The sequence below is a fragment of the Sporosarcina soli genome (assembly GCF_042655805.1).
Classification (GTDB): Bacteria; Bacillota; Bacilli; order Bacillales_A; family Planococcaceae; genus Sporosarcina; species Sporosarcina soli.
The window spans coordinates 612,752-631,973 of sequence record NZ_JBHSNO010000005.1; the positions used below are offsets into that span (position 1 = coordinate 612,752).

Annotated in this window: 18 protein-coding genes; 1 reads left to right on the forward strand and 17 read right to left on the reverse strand. The window is 41.4% G+C overall.

Features of this window, described 5'->3' with window-relative positions; translation table 11 throughout:
- Positions 1-249: 249 nt before the first annotated feature.
- The 5 genes from ACFPRA_RS07265 to ACFPRA_RS07285 are packed head-to-tail and all read right to left on the reverse strand — an operon-like array spanning position 250 to position 5,697.
- Positions 250-1,278, reverse strand: a complete 1,029-nt coding sequence (locus ACFPRA_RS07265) for an ABC transporter ATP-binding protein (RefSeq protein WP_381432174.1) — start codon at positions 1,276-1,278, stop codon at positions 250-252.
- Positions 1,253-2,281, reverse strand: a complete 1,029-nt coding sequence (locus ACFPRA_RS07270) for an ABC transporter ATP-binding protein (RefSeq protein ID WP_381432176.1) — start codon at positions 2,279-2,281, stop codon at positions 1,253-1,255. The genes ACFPRA_RS07265 and ACFPRA_RS07270 overlap by 26 nt, the downstream gene beginning before the upstream one ends.
- 18 nt (positions 2,282-2,299) lie before the next feature.
- A complete protein-coding gene (locus tag ACFPRA_RS07275) occupies positions 2,300-3,139 on the reverse strand; it encodes an ABC transporter permease (protein ID WP_381432178.1) in 840 nt (279 codons plus the stop codon).
- Between the two features lie 16 nt (positions 3,140-3,155).
- Positions 3,156-4,100 carry an ABC transporter permease gene (locus tag ACFPRA_RS07280; protein ID WP_381432180.1) on the reverse strand — a complete coding sequence of 315 codons (945 nt, stop codon included), beginning with the start codon at positions 4,098-4,100 and terminating at the stop codon, positions 3,156-3,158.
- 28 nt (positions 4,101-4,128) lie between these two features.
- A complete protein-coding gene (locus ACFPRA_RS07285; protein ID WP_381432182.1) occupies positions 4,129-5,697 on the reverse strand; it encodes an ABC transporter substrate-binding protein in 1,569 nt (522 codons plus the stop codon).
- Between the two features lie 152 nt (positions 5,698-5,849).
- Between ACFPRA_RS07285 and ACFPRA_RS07290 the strand changes: the two genes are divergently transcribed.
- A complete protein-coding gene (locus tag ACFPRA_RS07290; RefSeq protein ID WP_381432184.1) occupies positions 5,850-6,767 on the forward strand; it encodes a LysR family transcriptional regulator in 918 nt (305 codons plus the stop codon).
- 26 nt (positions 6,768-6,793) lie between these two features.
- Here the strand turns inward: ACFPRA_RS07290 and ACFPRA_RS07295 are convergent, their stop codons facing one another.
- The 12 genes from ACFPRA_RS07295 to ACFPRA_RS07350 all read right to left on the reverse strand — a co-directional run bounded on the left by ACFPRA_RS07295 (position 6,794) and on the right by ACFPRA_RS07350 (position 19,151).
- Complete coding sequence (locus ACFPRA_RS07295; protein WP_381432186.1) at positions 6,794-7,369, reverse strand: cysteine dioxygenase family protein; 576 nt, start codon at positions 7,367-7,369, stop codon at positions 6,794-6,796.
- A complete protein-coding gene (locus tag ACFPRA_RS07300) occupies positions 7,353-8,573 on the reverse strand; it encodes a CaiB/BaiF CoA transferase family protein (RefSeq protein ID WP_381432188.1) in 1,221 nt (406 codons plus the stop codon). Before ACFPRA_RS07300 ends, ACFPRA_RS07295 begins: the two co-directional genes overlap by 17 nt.
- Before the next feature lie 2 nt (positions 8,574-8,575).
- Positions 8,576-9,358 (reverse strand): enoyl-CoA hydratase/isomerase family protein, encoded by a 783-nt coding sequence (locus ACFPRA_RS07305; RefSeq protein WP_381432190.1) that lies wholly within the window; start codon positions 9,356-9,358, stop codon positions 8,576-8,578.
- A 3-nt stretch (positions 9,359-9,361) separates the two neighbouring features.
- Positions 9,362-10,096 (reverse strand): enoyl-CoA hydratase/isomerase family protein, encoded by a 735-nt coding sequence (locus ACFPRA_RS07310; protein ID WP_381432192.1) that lies wholly within the window; start codon positions 10,094-10,096, stop codon positions 9,362-9,364.
- A gap of 30 nt (positions 10,097-10,126) precedes the next feature.
- Entirely contained in the window at positions 10,127-11,362 is a 1,236-nt protein-coding gene (locus ACFPRA_RS07315; protein WP_381432194.1) for a CaiB/BaiF CoA transferase family protein, read from the reverse strand.
- A gap of 21 nt (positions 11,363-11,383) precedes the next feature.
- A complete protein-coding gene (locus ACFPRA_RS07320) occupies positions 11,384-11,755 on the reverse strand; it encodes a hypothetical protein (protein ID WP_381432197.1) in 372 nt (123 codons plus the stop codon).
- A gap of 389 nt (positions 11,756-12,144) precedes the next feature.
- The gene (locus tag ACFPRA_RS07325) at positions 12,145-13,407 is read right to left on the reverse strand and encodes an MFS transporter (RefSeq protein WP_381434792.1); all 1,263 of its coding nucleotides are present in this window, start codon (positions 13,405-13,407) and stop codon (positions 12,145-12,147) included.
- 330 nt (positions 13,408-13,737) lie between these two features.
- Positions 13,738-14,895, reverse strand: a complete 1,158-nt coding sequence (locus tag ACFPRA_RS07330) for a homogentisate 1,2-dioxygenase (RefSeq protein ID WP_381432199.1) — start codon at positions 14,893-14,895, stop codon at positions 13,738-13,740.
- A 349-nt stretch (positions 14,896-15,244) separates the two neighbouring features.
- Positions 15,245-16,537, reverse strand: a complete 1,293-nt coding sequence (gene fahA / locus ACFPRA_RS07335) for a fumarylacetoacetase (RefSeq protein ID WP_381432201.1) — start codon at positions 16,535-16,537, stop codon at positions 15,245-15,247.
- A 6-nt stretch (positions 16,538-16,543) separates the two neighbouring features.
- Positions 16,544-17,527, reverse strand: coding sequence for a hypothetical protein (locus ACFPRA_RS07340; RefSeq protein ID WP_381432203.1), 984 nt, complete (start codon positions 17,525-17,527; stop codon positions 16,544-16,546).
- On the reverse strand, positions 17,520-18,104 hold the full coding sequence (locus ACFPRA_RS07345) for an NADPH-dependent FMN reductase (protein WP_381432205.1): 585 nt from the start codon (positions 18,102-18,104) through the stop codon (positions 17,520-17,522). The genes ACFPRA_RS07340 and ACFPRA_RS07345 overlap by 8 nt, the downstream gene beginning before the upstream one ends.
- 33 nt (positions 18,105-18,137) lie before the next feature.
- Entirely contained in the window at positions 18,138-19,151 is a 1,014-nt protein-coding gene (locus ACFPRA_RS07350) for an LLM class flavin-dependent oxidoreductase (protein WP_381432207.1), read from the reverse strand.
- Positions 19,152-19,222: the final 71 nt, after the last annotated feature.

Sequence of the window (19,222 nt, forward strand, 5' to 3'; positions counted from 1 at the left end):
GCCCGTAAAAGCCCGATTGGTTCAACTAACAATCAGTGGGAGGAACCCCCCACTGATTGTTAGTTGAACTTTATAAATCAAAAAAATCCTGTCATCCCTTTCTTTCTATTGTACAGAAAGTTTGGGATGACAGGAAGTAATTGTAGCGAACAATGATTCGGCTATTTATTTTTGTGATTTTCTACAAATGAACTTAATCCGGCTGAAGGTTCCGTTACTATCAGGGGGACAGTACATGCTAGACATTCATCACATCATAACAAGTTTTTCTTCAATGGATTCCGATTTCACATTGGACTTTTCCCCATGACTTTCTTCATAGAGAATACAAGCAGTTAAGCTCTGCGCCGAGGTAGGTAACAAAATCGGCGTTGTGCTCTTACATCGCTCCATCGCTACTGGACAGCGGGTATGAAAGCTACAGCCAATAGGAGGATTTGCGGGACTAGGCAAATCTCCTTTTAGCAGGATACGCTCTCTATCCCGCATCTTTGGATCCGGCTGAGGTACTGCCGACAAAAGCGCTTTTGTATAAGGGTGATTCGGATTCTCAAATAATTTCCCAGTATCCGAAAACTCGACGATTTTACCAAGATACATTACCGCTATTTTATCGCTAATATGTTTTACCGCTTGGATGCCGTGAGCAATAAAGAGATAAGACAGCCCGAGATCATTTTGGATTTCTTTCAATAAATTTAATATTTGTGCCTGGATCGATACGTCTAAAGCAGAGACTGGCTCATCACATACGATGAGTTTCGGCTCCAGAGCAAGTGCGCGCGCAATACCTAATCTCTGTCTTTGCCCTCCCGAAAATTCGATCGGATAACGGTTCCCATAATACGAATCCAATCCGACCCTCTCCAATAACTCGTCCACTCTTTTTCTTCTTTCCAATTTTGTCCCGACTTTATGTAGGACAAGGGGTTCGGCGATAATATCCTCGACTTTCATTCTAGGATTCAATGATGAATAAGGATCTTGAAAAATCATTTGCAGATTTTTCCCCAAAGCTTTTTTATTTTTGTAGTCACTTAGTTTTTTACCTTGAAAATAAATCTCCCCTTCTGTCGGCTTGGAGAGACCGACAACCATTCTGCCAGTTGTTGACTTTCCGCATCCAGATTCGCCTACCAACCCGACCGTCTCACCGGGGTAGAGATCTAGGCTTACGTCGTCGACGGCCTTTACAAATGAATCTTTTTTACCGAAAAGCCCGCTTCCGATCGGAAAATACTTTTTTATCCCTTTAAGAGATACTAGCGGCTGTTGCATATTGCGTCATCTCCCTTTCCTCGACGAGCGGATTCCAACAGGAAACCCTACTGCCTGAAGGATGTAGAATCAAGGCAGGCTCTTCATGATGACATCTTTCCGTTGCAAATTCACAGCGTGTACTAAAGTGACATCCTTTCGGCAATTTCAAAGGACTCGGAACAACACCAGGAATGGCGTCTAACTTTTCTTTAGAAGGTCCGTGCAATGGAGGTATACTAGCCATTAATCCTTTCGTATACGGATGAAGCGGCTTTTCGAAAATAGCCTCCACGGTTCCTTCTTCGACAATTTTTCCGCAATACATGACGAGGACACGATCAGCTGTTTCCGCTACAACCCCGAGATCATGTGTGATTAACAAGATCGAAATTCCAAATTCATGTTGCAGATTGCGTAATAGACTTAAGATTTGCGCTTGTATGGTTACATCGAGTGCAGTGGTAGGTTCATCTGCAATAAGCAGTTGCGGGTCACAAGCAAGCGCGATGGCAATCATGACTCTTTGCCGCATCCCTCCAGACAACTGATGAGGGTAGTCGTGTAAGCGGCGCTTCGCATCAGGAATACCGACTTTATTTAATAGATCTAATGCTATCTTTTCAGCTTCTTTATATTTCATTTTCTTATGCAAAATGATGGACTCGGCAATTTGTTTGCCGATCGGATGGACCGGATTCAGTGAAAACATTGGATCTTGGAAAATCATAGCGATCTCGTTGCCACGAATTTTCCGCATTTCTTTCTCTCTTAATTCCAGTAGATTTTCCCCTTTGAACAAGATGTTACTTTCAGACTTATATTTAATTGCGCTTGCATTGAGACCCATAATCGAAAGGGAAGAAACACTTTTTCCACTGCCCGACTCTCCAACCAGTGCGACAATTTCACCTTTCCGAATGGAAAATGAGATATCGTTGACAGGATAAATTTCACCTTTTGCTGTAGGTATATATGTTTTCAGGTTTTTCACTTCAAGCAATGGACTTTCCGTTTCTTTCAATTCTCCCTACCCCCTCTATCATGCTTTTTTATACTTCGGATCGAGCGCTAATCGGAGGCCGTCTCCAAGAAAGTTACCGGCAAGCACGGTCATCATAATAGCCAATCCAGGATAAATAATCATCCAAGGATTCATGTTGATCATGCTGTATGCTTGTTGAATCATGTTTCCCCAACTGATTTGTGGAGACTGAGCTCCCATGCCTAGAAAACTGAGTGATGCCTCAACAAGAATGGCATAGCTCAGATTGAACGATGCTTGAACAACAATAGGCGGAGCAATATTCGGGATAATATGCTTCAGCATGATCCAACCTGCACCTGCACCCGAAATTTTCGCTGCCTCAACGTAAGGCTCTGAGCGGATTTGTAAGGTTTGGCCTCTTGCCAGTCTGGCAAATTGCGGCGTGAAAACGATTCCGATTGCAATCATGGCATTCCATAAACTTACGCCTAACGCCCCAGTAATCCCTAAAGCCAACAAAATGGCAGGAATGGCAATGATACCATCGACAATCCGCATGAAAATATCATCGATGACACCACCTAAGTAACCTGATAAAATCCCCATGGGCACACCGATACAGAGTGGAATCAAAATGGCAAACAAGGCGGCTTGGATTGCCGCTTTCGTCCCCATTAACAATCGACTGAAAATATCACGTCCAAGTTCATCCGTACCAAGCCAATGCTGCCCACTTGGACGAAGCATCACATTGGCCAGATCCTGCTTAAGTGGCTGATAAGGAACGATATAAGGAGCGATCAGGGAAATAATAATTAGTACGATTAAAAAGAGAAGGCTGAAAAACGCAAGACGTTCGGCTAGTAGACGCTTTAGGATCGTTGACAAACTCATTTTCCCGACTCCTTTCCTAATATTCGATCCGAGGATCTAGAATGGCATACAGAATATCTGTAATAAAGTTAATGAGTATGATCATGACAATCATCACTAACACAACGCCTTGCAGCATCGTAAAGTCTCGCTGTAAAATCGAGTTCACGGCGAGCTGACCCATTCCAGGTATTGCAAAAATCGTCTCAATGACGACTGTAGATCCCAACAAATTTCCGAATAATATACCGATAGTTGTCACGACAGGGAGCATAGCATTTTGTAAACCATGTTTGAAAAGTGCCCGCCAGCGATCCACTCCTTTGGAATGTGCAGTTCTGATATAATCCGTCCCCATCACTTCCATTAAGGATGATCTTAAGTGTCTTGTAATCTGGGCAGTCCCCGCTGTTGCAAGGCAGAGGGAAGGTAATAAAATCCCTTTGTAAAAACTGATCGGGTTATCAAAAATGCTCGTAAAGCCGGTCGCCGGCAACCAATCTAATGTAAGGCTAAAAAACAACACAAGAAGCATCGCCAACCAAAAGTTCGGAATCGCAGTACCGAGAGTTCCAAAAAAGCGGGCAACATAATCCATCCAGCTATTCGGAAAAATTATGGAAGTGATTGCAAAGAACATGCCTCCCACAATAGACATCATCATCGCGACAATCACGAGTTGAAATGTGACCGCCAACCGACTGAAAACCGCTTCATGAACAAATTGACCTGTAAAGATAGAACGCCCCAAATCCCCATGCATCGCATTTTTCAACCATTCGAAGTATTGTAGAAGTATATTTTGATCCAAGCCCAATTGCTGTCGCAATTGGGCTATCTTTTCAGGTGTAGCATTCTCACCGAGCAAAGCTAGAGAAGGATCACCTGGAATGAGTAAAATAAAAGAAAACACAATAAGCGTTGTTATGAACAACATCGGGATAACGAACAACAATCGACGCACTAAAAATTTCAAAAACATCTCAACGCCCCCCTTTCAAGACTACTCGTTAATTCTCCTTCCAAATCGTTGTATAGAACGGTTTTCCTTGCATATTGGGCTCGAAACCTTTTACGGATTGATTCATCGCGGATACCCTTGGCGAAAAGTAAAGTGGGATAATCATTGCTTCGTCTAATAATGCTTTTTTACTAATTTCGCCGTACAGCTTGGCAAGCTCACCCCGATCATAACTAGCGGCGGCTTCGGCGATGAGGTTTTCTATTTCATCTGTTGTATTTCCGCCTTTATTATAATAACCATATCGGGAGAATATCGCTTTCATTGTCATTAACGGGTCAGGGCGTCCATTCCATCTTGTCAATATACTTGGACTTTTTAGTTCCCCATACTTCGCAATCGCTGCTTGCGCCTCCATCGGTTGCAAGTCAACTTGGATTCCGACTTCGCTTAATTGACTTTTGATCGCTTCAGCCAATCTTTGTTCATAAGCAGGTGTATAATGGATCAATTCAAATGAAACATTGTCAATACCGGCTTCTTTCAGCAATTGTTTCGATTTTTCGGGATCATAATCTATCTTCATGCTGGCATCCGCAGCCCAATATTCCAATGGGAACAATTGACTTGCCGGCTCTCCATTCCCAAAGTTAAGTGCTTGAATCAGCCCTTCACGATTAATCCCGTGTAATATCGCCAGTCTGACGGCTTTATTGTCGACAGGCGATATCGAAGTGTTTAAAAAAATATTTTCAAATCGAAGCGGCATTATCTCTTTCAATACAATATTCGAGTCGTTTTTCAGGCTGGCAACATTGGTTTGAGAAATATTTTCAGCATAATGTACTTCGCCTGATTTTAAGGCGTTAATTCTTGTATTTTCATCTGCCATAATTTTTATCGTCATTTTATCCAAATACGGCTGCCCTTCTTGCCAATATGCTTCATTTGCTTCGTAAACGACTTCGCCATTCGGTACATGGTGAACCAGTTTGTAGGGTCCTGTCCCAACCGGCTTTTGAGAAAAGTCTTCTCCGCTTTCTTGAACGGCCGTTGGCGAAACCATCATTCCACCGACGTCTGCAAGCGCCAAAATGATTGAAGAATCAGGCTTCTCCAAGTGGAGTTTCACAGTTTTTTCATCGACGACTTCCACACTCTCAATACTTGCTAGATCGGAAACAAGAGAATCTTCGGAGTTCGCTCTTTCAATATTGAATTTAACTGCCTCAGCGTTGAATGGCGTGCCATCATGGAACAGTATGCCTTCTCTTAACATGAGGATGATCGTTTTTTCATCCGGAATGTCCCATGATTCCGCCAATCCCCCTTTAGGTTCAAGTTCACGGGTATACGCAATAAGCGTATCATACACAGGTATTAAGAGCGGATGATTGATTGTATTCGTCGCTTTAATCGGATCGTAACTGCTTGCATCCGCTTCATAGGCAATCACCAATTCTCCTCCCTTTTGAGGTGCGCTCTCATCGGACTTCACTTTTTCTTCGCTCCCCCCATTCACATTTTCGTTGGATTCGGAGGAGCAGGCCGCGACGCCAAACAGTAAAACGACTAGCATAACTAACTTACCGATAAAATTACTTTGATTGTTCCGCATAATTGGTGATCCCCCTTTTGATAAGTAAAGGTAAAGCTTCATGTATTTCTTCTCTGGATTTCCTTATCGGCCCCTAATAGTTTGATTCGTTTGAATTATAGCACTATTAAAATATATAATGCTATTAGATTATGAACTGTGAGGTGAGCCATTTGAACATCAGCCATTTAAAATATGTCGATAGTGTCGTAAAATATGGAACCATGAGAGAAGCCGCAAAACACCTATTTGTCACAGAACCGACAATCAGTCAACAGATCCGAGCCTTGGAACAGAATCTTAAATTCCCCATTTTCGAAAAAAAAGGCAGAAATGTAATACTGACCCCAGAAGGAGTAAAACTTCTCCCTTCGATCAAAAAGATCCTTGCCGCTATTCATGACGCAGAAAAACTAATTGAGGAAATTCAAAATCCTTTAAGTGGTCAAGTCCGGTTAGGACTTGGACCCATTATGGCAGCTAGGGTACTTCCTTCGTTCTTCAAAGAATTCACGAAAATATATCCACATATTATTTTCAATGTTTTCCAAGGGGGTTCTGTCGATTTAATCGATATGCTCATTAGTTCTAAAATCGATGTCGGTTTAGTAACAGTAAACAAGGGCACAAAAGAATTTTTGGAAACGAATAAGGTTTTTTGGAAAGATTTATTCAAAGTTAAATATGTGGCGGTCGTTTCCGAGAATCATCGTTTAGCTCAAAATGAAAATATATCCATCAAAGAACTTGCATCGGAACCTTTTTTCTTGTATCACAAGAGCATGGTGCGGGAAACGCTTTTGCTGACTTTCGGTCCACAGTTTAGCAAAAACATCGTCGGGTCATTTGATAGTTATGATACGATTCGGGATTTAGTGAAAGCCGGGATTGGCGTATCGATATTGGCCGAAACCTATGTGAATGATCTGCCATTTAAAGAGTACGAAGGTTTACATGTTATCGAATTTCAAGATATGGAATTCTCACTTGACCTTTGTTGTATTTATAAAGAAGACGGATATATCCCACAATATATTGAAGAGGTTATTGAGATTGTCCTTAAAGTTTCCGGGGAGCAAATCCCTCTTTGAATCGCCAATCAAAAGGCGATTTTTTCTTATTCAACGGCAGTAACCGTATCCCAAGCCGTTACAACCGTCCTTTTATTACCTGTCACTGGATCGTACATATGCCTTTCCATTTCTCCAATGTTTCCACCATAAACATGAATGCCCACACAAGGAATAGAAGAAACACATTGCACTTTATGTAAATCACGATCGGATTTACAACAAACGACGGTATCTCCCTTTTGAAATTCACGTTCCTGTACTGCTATCAGCTCATTTTTTGAATCCACATCATAGTGAATTTCCAGCTCATTTCCTTGGATGATTCCAATCACCCCCCAAGTTCCATGATCATGGATGGGGGTTGATTGGCCGACGTCCCATACCGCAGAAGCAATACAAAAGCTATTATCCGGTGCGATATAGACAGGGTATAAAGTATATTTATCTGGATTTGGTATTTTATAAGCAGCAGGAATCACACCATCATCCGTCAGTAAACGTTTAATCCGACTTCTTACATTCTCTGTGATCACCTCTTCTGATTCGCCGTCTTTAATAATCACCTTTAGATCTTCAATAAAACTTTTTAGTTCTGGATGCATTTTATCTGTTGTGATCAATGTTTCCCCTCCTATAAAGGTTAAAATTTTTTATGCCCAGCCATTCTTCAAATACTTCATCATTATGCTCTCCCAGTTTTGGAGCATTTCTGAAGATTTCAAAGTTGAAGTTGCTCATTTTTATTGGAAATCCGATATCTTTGGTCGTTGTTCCATTCGGCAGTTTTGTTTCTTTGATGATGTTCATTGAAGTGACATGAGAATCTTTTAAAATTTCTTCAAAGTCGTTGATCGGTGCACAAGGCACGCCTGCATGATCGAACTTTTCCAGCCATTCTTCAGCAGTAGCGGTTAAGAAAATCGGTTGTAAAATGGCGGATAGTTCCTTTTGATTTTTAGCCCGCAACACTTGAGAGCTAAATCGTTCGTCATTTGCAAGTTCGCATTTATCAACAATTTGGCAAACACTTTTCCATAGTTTGTCGTTCCCTGCAGCGATGACGAAATGTCTGTCTTTAGAAGCGTATCCTTGATAAGGGGCATTTCTAGGGTGTGCAGAGCCCAATGCTTTTGGGGAATTACCTGTTCCGTAATATTCACTTGTTTGGAGTGCAGAAATCCCTAAAAGGCTTCCTAGCATGGAACAATCAATATACGTTCCTTCTTTACTACGTGCCACATTCGAAAGGCCAACCATTATGCAGTAGGCACCATACAATGCGGTTACAAAATCTCCGACTGGAATACCCGCTTTAACAGCCGGTCCGTGTTCTTCCCCAGTTACACTCATTAATCCACTCATTGCTTGAATCGTAACATCAAAAGCACCCTTGTTCGAATAAGGCCCGTTCTGACCAAATCCTGAAATCGAGCAATAGACTAATTTCGAATTCATTTTTTTTACACTTTCATAATCTAAATCAAACTTTCGTAAGATGCCCGGTCTATAATTTTCTATGAATACGTCCGCCTCGGCTATCATGCATTTCAGTTTTTCCAAGTCCGCCGAATTATAAAGATCAATCATTACACTACGCTTATTCCTATTTAATGAAGCAAAATTGCCGCTGAAGTTTTCACCTTCCTCATTTTCCAATAAAGGAGGCCATAATCTCATTGCATCTCCACCGTCTGGTCTCTCAATTTTCACAACATCTGCACCTAAATCTCCGAGAAGCATCCCTGTAAAAGGTCCAGCTGCAACTTGTCCGAATTCAATTACTTTCAATCCTGAAAGTGGGGGATTTTGATAATGGTCACTCATAACTAAACCCGCCTTTTTTTATTACTCGTAATTTGGCTAATATATGTTGAAAATCTAGCTGCAAAGTCTCCTTGTTCCACTGATTTTCTTGCATATTCCGATGGTGTAGTTTGATTGGGTTCCAGACGGTTGACGCCATCACTTATTTCTTTTAAAAGACGATAGGTTCGTTCCGAGATATTAGCCGTCATTTCAGTGTATTTCAAAGCACCTTCGAAAGCGCTTTCATTTTCTGCAATTTCGTGTAACAAACCATAATGCAAAGCTTTTTCTGCAGTAACGACTTGGTTTGTTAAAGCTAAATGCCGGACAACCGAAGGACCTACTTCACTCATAAGTCTCTGCGTGCCCAACAGCAATCCAAATTGTGGACCTGGAAAGCGAAAAGAGGCAGATTCGTTCCCAACTCTTATATCACATGCTACAGCAATATCTGCACCTGCACCAAATGCGTAGCCATCGATTGAGGCAATTGTAGGACAAGGAAAATGAATGATTTTTTCAAGGGTTTCCGCCAATTTTGAAAAGAAATCGGATGCCATTTTATTTGTAAGGGACCTTATATATTCTACATCTACGCCTGTACAAAAGGCCTTCAGATGATTACTTCTAATGACTAGCGCCCCTAGATCCGGAATTTTCGAGATTTCATCTAACCCTTGTCGCAATTCCTCTAGCAATTGAAAATTTATAGCATTTAATTGCATAGGACGATTTAATGTTAAAATAATAATGTTCTTGTCTTTTGTATAATGTGTGTGAATGAGGATATTGGAATCTGTCATCGCTTATTTCCCAGTGAATACAGGACTTCTTTTTTCTTTAAAAGCATTAAAACCCTCTTGGGCGTCCGCACTTACCGCTATTGCTGATGTAATTTTCGTACCCACTCCCGTGGCTTCCATAATGCTTGTATCACGGGCAAGTTTTTTAAGCGCTTGGACGGCCATAGGGGCATTATTAGCGATTTTTTCGGCCATCTCCATTGCTGCTTCGAGCCCTTTTCCTACTGGTACTACTCTGTTGGCCAACCCGACCTCATAAGCACGCTGCGCAGGTATACCATCTCCTACCATTAACATTTCAAGCGCTATGCCTAAAGGGATATATTTGGAAAGTAGAGACCCCATTCCGCCTGTAATCCCCAATTTAGCTTCTGGATACATAAAGATAGCATTTTCTTCAGCAATACGAATATCCGACATGAAAGCAATCACAAGACCTACCCCAACGCAATGACCATTTACTGCAGCTATAATTGGCTTTGTCACTTCCCTGCCTATCCCCGGGACTGACCGGACAACCGGTGTCGGATCTGTTATATCCACCCCTGCTGAAAATGCCCTGCCTTCTCCTGCTATGACCGCTACTCTTGCATCATCATCTAGTTCAAACTCATTCCAGGCATTATAAAGTGCTTCCACCATATTTTTATTTAATGCATTCAGTTTTTCCGGACGGTTCAATGTTATTTGCACAATATGTCCGATTTTTTCATAGTTTAAATAGGTTTTCGTCGTCATGTTAAATTCCCCCTACACTTTATAGTTTTGTTAAATGATCTTCTTTTCTTTGAGCTTTGTATACTCTTCTTTTTTCAACCCTAGCAAACCAAAATAGACTTCTTCATTATCTTCACCTAGAGTTCTCCCAGACCAAGCGATTTTTCCTGGTGTATCCGAAAACTTCGGAATAATCCCTGGTACTTTCAGTTTACCAATGGTCGGATCGACAATTTCAACGATATTCTCGCGCTCTTTAAAATGTGGATCATTAAAAATGTCGGCTATATTATTCACAGGTGCCACAGGAACGCCTGCTCCATCTAGTTTTGTAAGTACTTCCTTTGCTGGATATTTCTTCACCCAATCACCGACAATTGCATGGATTTCATCCGCATGTTTTGCCCGATCACGAATGCCGACAAATCGAGGGTCTTCGGCTAATTCGGAATGCCCCATCGCTTTGACAAGTTTTTTAAATGCACCATCCAACCCGGCATGGATGGTGATCCAGCTCCCATCTTTCGCCTCAAAGACTTCTGCCGGTGCAAGAGAGGGATGACCGTTCCCAATTCTTTCCCGGACTTCACCATGGGCTGCATATTGTGAAACAATATCTTCCGTAATCCGAAAAGGAGCTTCATATAAACCGAGATCAATCATCTGCCCTTTCCCTGAGCCGACAACGTCACGATGATAAACTGCCATTAACGCCGCAAGTGCATTGAAGGTGCCCGTTAAATAGTCCGCAATAGAAATCCCCATCCGTACTGGCGGTCGATCTGCATGTCCAGTAACATAGCTAACACCACTATAAGCCAACGCAACACGATCAAGTCCAGGCTTATGAGCATTTGGACCTGTTTGTCCATAAGCAGAAACTCGAGCCATAATAAGTCTCGGATTTATTTCAGACAGTTTCTCATATCCGAGATTCCATCTTTCGAGCGTTCCGGGTGAAAAGTTTTCCATTAACAAATCGGCCCATTCCACTAAACGGTACATCAGTTTTTGCCCTTCTTCAGTTCGCATATCCAATGTGATACAGCGCTTGTTTCTCCCCCCATTAGCCCAAGCAAGTGAGCCTCCGTTATTTGTTGCTTTCCCGATATGTCTAACCGAGTCTCCGACGCCAGGCAATTCTATTTTAATAACATCCGCCCCAAAATCCGCAAGTAAACCAGCTGAAAATGGACCGGCTATAAGGGTACCAATATCGAGCACTTTCAAACCTTTTAAAGGACCGAAATCTGGACATGCACTTAGTTTTTTCTTTTCTTTCTCCATTTAATCAACCTCCTCTCCCCATTATTTTTTCGCACTTAGTTCAATCTCATTATTCGGTAAAGAATCCACTATTCTTAACTCACCGTTCTCAATATGTGATTTCAGTGATGAAAAACTAGTTCCTGGATCTACCCTACAAAAATTCAAGTTTTCCGTTTGTGCGCGAGAATAGGAGAGTTCACACAAGGTGCCAGGGGGTGCGCACAGTACCTTTACATCATTTTGTACCATCCATTTGACAGTGGCTCCTCTTTTCCCTTCACTCACTTCCCGCGCAGGATTTGGTGAATCGATTATTTCGCCGCTTTCCAAATTGTAAATACGGGCTATTTCTCCATCTACAATCGGGACAATCGTTTCTTTATCTTTTGCTAATACCATACCAATCAACATATTTCATCATCCTCCTTGCAAACATGATATACCAATTACACAAGTATGAACATTTGAAATATTACATGATTGATAGAAATTTCCTATCAATCGGCTAACATGTTTATTTTATTTTCGGAAAGCTACCCAAATAGCTCCTTTTACTAAAAATGATTCCCTTATATGAAATAAACATCAAAAAAGAGCGCAGCCAAAGTCAGAAAACACTTTGTCTACACTCTGTAAAAACTGTATTTATTGATGCTACACGCAGGAGTTAAGCAGTAAAAATTCTTCATAAACTAGCCAATTACTTCGTTGACCAAATAGGCTACTAGTTTTGCGGTTTTATTGTCTTATTCATGGGTCTAATTATTAATCCTTATTTTTCCTTTTCGATTGTCTCTAAATTAAAGAACTTCATCTTTCTTGCTTGGTATCAATACAACACCAATTACAGCAACAATCCCTGCAAAGACAAAGGTATAGAAACTCCAAACCATGTTAAGGTTCATACTTAACAAAAATCCGATAACAATCGGTCCTAAAATAGCTCCAATCCGTCCAATTCCAAGGCCCCACCCTAATGCGGTGGCCCTAGATTGTGCTGGATAATACTTCGTAACGAATGCGTTTAGGATTTGCGTACTTCCCACTGCACCAAACCCAGCCACCCCTACCATTAAATACGTCAACGCAATTGGAGGTGCCCCGACTGTTAATAAGAACGCACTTAATGCTGCCAAGAAATAAGAAACTCCAATGACTCTTTTGGAACCAAAACGATCAGCAATCGCGCTTGCAATAAGTGCGCCGATCCCTGCTGTAAGGTTCATTACGAGTAAGAAAGACAAGCTAGAATTTAGTGAATAGCCAAGCTCTCTCATGATTTGAGGCAGCCATGTATTGAGTCCATATACTAAGTAAAAGCCCATAACATATGTTACAAAGATGACCAATGTCGCGCGAATATATTGTTTTGAGAAAAGCCCTTTAACAGACTTTTGCCCTTTTGCTTCTCCTTCATCTTTCTTCGCCTGATGCTCAAAATAAGAGATGTCCATTCGATAGCGTTCGCAAATCGCTACCGCTTCTTTTCGGCGTTGCCGTGATAAAAGAAAACTAACAGATTCCGGCAGATACTTTATCATAATCGGCACTAACAATAGAGGCGCTGCCCCAATCCAAAACATAAATCTCCACCCAAATGAATCCAAAAGAAATATAGCCAATATTGCAGCTAAAACTGTCCCGAAGGAATAGCCTGAAAACATGAGTGCATAGTTTAACGATCTACGATGTGGAGGAGAATACTCAATAGCAAGGGCAGACGCAGTCGGAATAACTCCCCCTAAACCGATGCCTCCAATAAACCGGAACAAACCAAACATTTCCGGTGAAGTTGCCACTGCACAACCGACCATTGTGAGGGAGAAGAACGTTACACAAATGATTAGTACACGTTTTCGTCCGATTAAATCGGTAATCGTACCAACGAGTATAGCGCCAAAAAACATACCAAATAACGCATAACTTCCGATTGTACCAGCTTGAGCAGGTGTTAGGCCCCACGGTTGATAATCCAATAGGCTAGGTAAAACTGCGCCGTAAATCCCTAGATCATAACCATCTGCCAAAATACAGAAAAAACAGATGCTTATTACAAAATACATTAAAGAACGTGGTACGCCTGAATTAACAGTTGATGAAGTTTTTATATCGATACCTGGAGAGATTTCTCGAATATTTTGACTCATTCCATTTCACTCCTACCTCTAATTGGTCAATAAAATTTTTCAATGGGTCAATCTCTATTAAGCTCTCCTTCTAATTTCCTTAGAAGGAACCTCTCATATTTTTGATTCAGCAGAAAAGCTGTTAGATATAAAAACTTAAATCTGTCAGTCATTCCCTGCTTTGATTCGATTTTATACTCCTGTCCTGCTTACATAAGAATAGTAAACTTATGCGCCTGCACCTCAAGCTGATCTATCAATCGAACGTTAGTCTTCTATCCATGAATTTTGATAGTTCTCATCTTCAGTAAGTTGAGCCGACTTCAATACTTTTAATGGACGGAATGTATCGATCATAACTGCAAGCTCCAGCGTTTCTTTTTTCCCTATGCTCGCTTCAATCGTCCCAGGATGCGGTCCGTGTGGAATCCCCGACGGATGCAATGTAATAGACCCTTCATTGATGCCTTTTCGGCTCATGAAATTCCCTTTCACATAATACAACACCTCATCACTATCTACATTACTATGATAATACGGTGCTGGGATCGCCTCAGGATGATAATCGAATAACCTAGGAACAAATGAGCAAATGACAAAGTTATGTCCTTCAAAATTTTGATGGACTGGAGGCGGCTGATGAATTCTGCCTGTTATCGGCTCGAAATCGGCAATATTGAAAATATAAGGATATAGAAACCCATCCCATCCGACTACATCCAGTGGATGGTGATTATAGATATGGGAATGGATGATTCCCCTTGCTTTCGTTCTTACTTCATGTTCACCTTTTTCCGAGTGGCTCATTAACGTTTCAGGCACCCGAATGTCCCGTTCGCAGAATGGGCTATGTTCAAGCAATTGTCCAAATTCATTACGATAGCGTCTAGGCGAAGTAATCCAGCTCGTTGTTTCGATGACAAGGATCTTCGAATCCCCCTCGTCTGGTACTACCCTGTAAATCGTTCCGACAGGAATGATAATATAGTCGCCCTCGCCATATGTAAGGGTTCCGAACATTGTCTCCACTTTGCCTGTCCCATAGTGAACGAATAACACTTCATCGCCATCACTGTTTCGATAGAAAAAGTCCATTTCTTTTTCCGGATGTACGATACCGATGACAAGGTCTTCATTGCCCAAAAGATATTCCCGGCCCGTCAATGCATCTTTCCCTTTTTCTACTTTATCTGTCTGTAAATGACGTGGCCTTAGGGCGCCTTGTTCTTCATAAACTAGCGGATTATCTTCTAACACGGTCGACCTGACAATTTCAGTTGGTGAATGGTGATGATACAAAATCGATTGAATGCCTGAAAATCCCTTTGTTCCCATCACTTGTTCCCGATATAGAGAGCCGTCTTCTTTTCTCATGACAGTATGACGTTTTCGCGGAATTTTTCCCATCTGTTTATAATAAGTCATTTGAAATAATCTCCTTTCTAATCATTCGATCAATTACGCCCCGGCTTAATTGTGTCCGAATTTTGAATTGCGCTTGCGCAATTGACTCCTTTCAAAATCCTTGACATCCGCCGGAGGCTTGGGCCAACAGGATGTTGGTCACTCAGGCATTGCCAAACAAACAGCGAAAGGTTTAATTGGCCGTATTTCTGCGTTTTCGCAGAAATTAATGCACTTTCTGAACGCGGCGACCTTAGCCTGAGTTCATCTAATCAGCCGGGGTTTGAACCCCCACTGAATTGAATACATTTCTAGCATTCATCCCCCCACTTATGGAAGTGGGGATGAATGCTGAAGCAAGTTAATTTTTTCATAATAATACTTTTTCTTGTTTTCCCTTCAGTACTTTGGCTGGTAAAATTTTGGCTGTCACTTCCCCAAAACCGACTCGGTAGCCATCTCCTTGGCACCAGCCTGTCATCGTGAGTTCGTCTCCATCCTCAATCCAACTGCGTTGTTCCCCATTGCTTAGTTCGACAGGTTCCGCTCCGCGCCATGCCAATTCAAGTAGGCTTCCGCGTTCTTCCCTATCCGGACCGCTGATTGTTCCAGTTCCAAGCAGATCACCTGCATTTAAGTTGCAGCCTGTAATTGTATGGTGAGCAATTTGTTGCGCTGCACTCCAGTAAAGGTACTTATAATTACTTGTTGCAATGAGATCTGATTGCTCCATGTTTTCACCTTTGATATATACTTCCAAGTGAATATCAAAGGAGTCTGCCTTCTCCGTCTTCAAGTAGGGCAGTGGTTCGGGATCTTGTTTTGGTCCTTCAACACGGAACGGTTCCAATGCATCAAGCGGAACAACCCACGGTGAAATGGAAGAAGCAAAGTTTTTCGCTAGAAATGGCCCAAGCGGCTGATATTCCCATGCTTGGATATCTCGTGCGCTCCAGTCGTTGAGCAATACAAGACCGAACACGTTCTCCTCCGCATTATCAATCGATATCGGTTCTCCAAGGTTGTTACCGGGACCGATAAAACACCCCATTTCCAATTCAAAATCGAGTTGGCGGCACGGTGTAAACAAAGGTGTAGAAGCGTCTGCTGGTTTAATTTGTCCATGTGGTCTATGAATATTTGTACCACTCAACACAATTGAACTAGCACGACCATGATAACCAACTGGCAAATGCGTCCAATTTGGCATAAGGGCATCTTCTTTCCCTCTGAACATCATCCCAACATTTGTCGCATGTTCTTTCGAAGCATAAAAATCTGTATAATCGCCGATGTGAACAGGAATTTGCATTTCTACATCACTTTGTGGAATCAATGCCCTTGCCCGAAGCTCCGCATTGTCTCTCAGTACAGGCTCATCTGCGTGTAACACGTTCTGAATCTTCTTCCGTACCGCACGCCAAATCTCATGACCTTTTTCCATAAATTTGTTCAAACTAGTAGCACTAAATATCTCTTCTTCAAGAGACAATATTCCTTCGAAATATCCTTCTGCCTCTAAAACAGCCAGATCTAATACATATTCCCCAATCGCCACTCCAACCCGTTGCCGATCATTTTTACCTTTCAACTTAAAGACACCGTATGGTAAGTTCTGAATTGGAAAGTGATTGGTAGGTTCCACCTTAATAAATGATTGCATCTTTCATTAACCCCTCTCTAGAACGTTCAATACTCTAAATTCATTCATAGGCCCTTCAAAACTACAAGATCCATATGAACGAAGATAACTTCTTCGCAACTCAATGATTTTATCCGTCGTTACTTCCAAACCGTTCCAAATAATTTTGTCTTTTTCAAAAGAAATTCCCGATGATTCTTGAGTCTCCAATATGTCGATAATCGCTTCTTGCTCCAAATCATGTGTATGAGCCATCAAGCCTGCGATAAATACATTTAAAAACCCGTGCATTTCGGTTTGGACTTCATCCCGATACATGCGAATTGGATGATGCAGCCCCGCAGTAAATTTCGAGGGAACTTTATGGGTTTTGCAGCTATGGATGAAAGACGCTACGATTTCGACAGACGGAATCAGATCGGCTCTGATTCCACCTGTCCGAAGTTTTGCTCCTATTAAACTAGGTGCGATGCGATTTTGTTTGGCAATGGATGCCATTGCGTCTTTCAATCTATCCTCCCAATTGATTTCTTCTTCATTTATCGGTAGTTCGCAATAACAAAATAGGTTGTATTTTGATAAGTAAAGATGAAGTTCCGCTATATACTGGGAGGTTACATTTAACGACGGAATAGGTAGTTCCAAAAAATCTACGGATACTTTTTCCCCATGCCTTTCCCTGAAAGAAAGAATTGCCTTCAAGTCTTCTTCAAGCAGTTCAAAAGAATCTCTCTCAGATTGCCCTTTCCTTCCTAATGCAGATATAGACAATGGATGCTCTTTAGAAAACAATGACACATAAGGATCCAATTCATTTAATGTGTACGCCAAATGTACAAAAGGACCGATCTTCCACTCATCGGTTCCAGTGATATAGGAAGCATAATTGGTAATAGCTATTTGCAAAGGCAATTGAGTGGGCGGAAATAATCCAGCATAGTCAATTAAATGTTCAAAAAAAGCATCCGAACTACGAGGTAATACCCTTACACTTTCATTTCGTTCAAACAACTTGAGTTTCAACCCTTTCTTTGCCTTTAGGATTTTCCTCTGCTTTACAAAAGCTTTTCTGCATGAAGATCAATTCATGAGCAAGATTTTCTATACGCTCCAGTAATTCTTCATCAATAATTTCATTCTCTTTATTGAAGTGAGTATTATGGGCATATACATAACTTGGTGTCGTATATGCACGTAAATAGCCAGCAATCGGTTTCAGTTGGTTTTCAATCATTAAATAATGCTGATAGGTACCGCCAACTGCCACGAATCCCATCACTTTGTTTCGGAGGGTAGCGGGCGGCAACAAGTCAAAAAGATTTTTCAATGGTGCAGGAATGGAACCATTGAATACAGGTGTACCGATAAGGTAAAAATCAGCGTCCAACATTTTTCCGATGATTTCCTGTGTATCTTTGTTGTATCGTTCTGGCACTCTTCCATCTGAAAACTGCATATCATATTCCCTTAAATCCAATAAATCGGTTTCGATATTCATATCCTTCTTCTTCACATCATTAAGCACTGCTTTGACTAGTAACGCTGGTTTCGCACCGACAATCGTACCGGAAATTCCAAGTAACTTCATTGTTCCCACTCCTTTATCCGTACCATTGATCATTCAGGATAAAACCGCTTGTTTGCTTTGATCGAATGCCGGCATCACTTTTTCTGCAACTAACTTCATCGACTTCATCACTTCTTCGTGTGGGATTCCACCGAAATTCATAAGCATCATAATATGTTCACAACCAGCATCTTGGTACTTTTTAATTCTTTCAATGACTTCATCAGGCGTACCGATTAACAATTGTTCTTTCGCTTCTAAATCTTCGAATTGTGCACTGCGTCCATATTGACGTGTATCCAAATATAAATTCACATGTTCCTTGGAAATACGCTCGGCTTCTTCCCTTGTTTCGGCTACAAATGTATGAAGGGCTAATGGTACCTTCACTTCACTTTCTTCATGTCCTGCGTCTTTCCGAGCTGCTTTATATCCAGTGATAATCGTCTTCAATTCAGCAATCGAGCTACTTGCTACATAAGGTACCCCCATGATGTTGTAACCCATTTGCCCTACGTATTCGGCACCTCTTTGACTTAACGTCCCAATCCAAATAGGTACTTTCTTTTGCTTTGGAACAACTTCTAGTTTTATATTAGAAAACTGATAGTAATCACCATCATGCGAGAACTCTTCCCCTGTCCAAGCTTTTTCAATAACCGCCAACGAGTCGTTGAAACGAAGGGCTTTATCTTTTCCTTCTACACCAAATCCCGCAAATTCATGTGGCAAATAACCGCTTCCCAAACCAAGATTTACTCTTCCATTACTGAGAACATCCAACAATGCGTAGTCTTCCGCTACTTGAATTGGATTTTTAAATGGCAATGTAACGATGGAAACACCAAGTCGAATATTTTTTGTTCTTTCGGCTGCCGCTGCTAAGAGGAGAGTCGGTGTTGTTAAAATTCCATATTCACTAAAGTGATGCTCCGCAAACCAAACGGAACTGTACCCCAATTCATCCGCCAAAACCGTTTGTTCCAACACCTCGTTTAATAATTGTTCATGTGAACGTCCCAACTTCTCCTTGTAATTATCAAATACTGTAAATAGACCTAGTTCCATTCTTATCCCTCCAAATTTTTAGTAAATTGAACACAAAAAAACCAACAGTAATGAGAACGTTCTAAATTGAA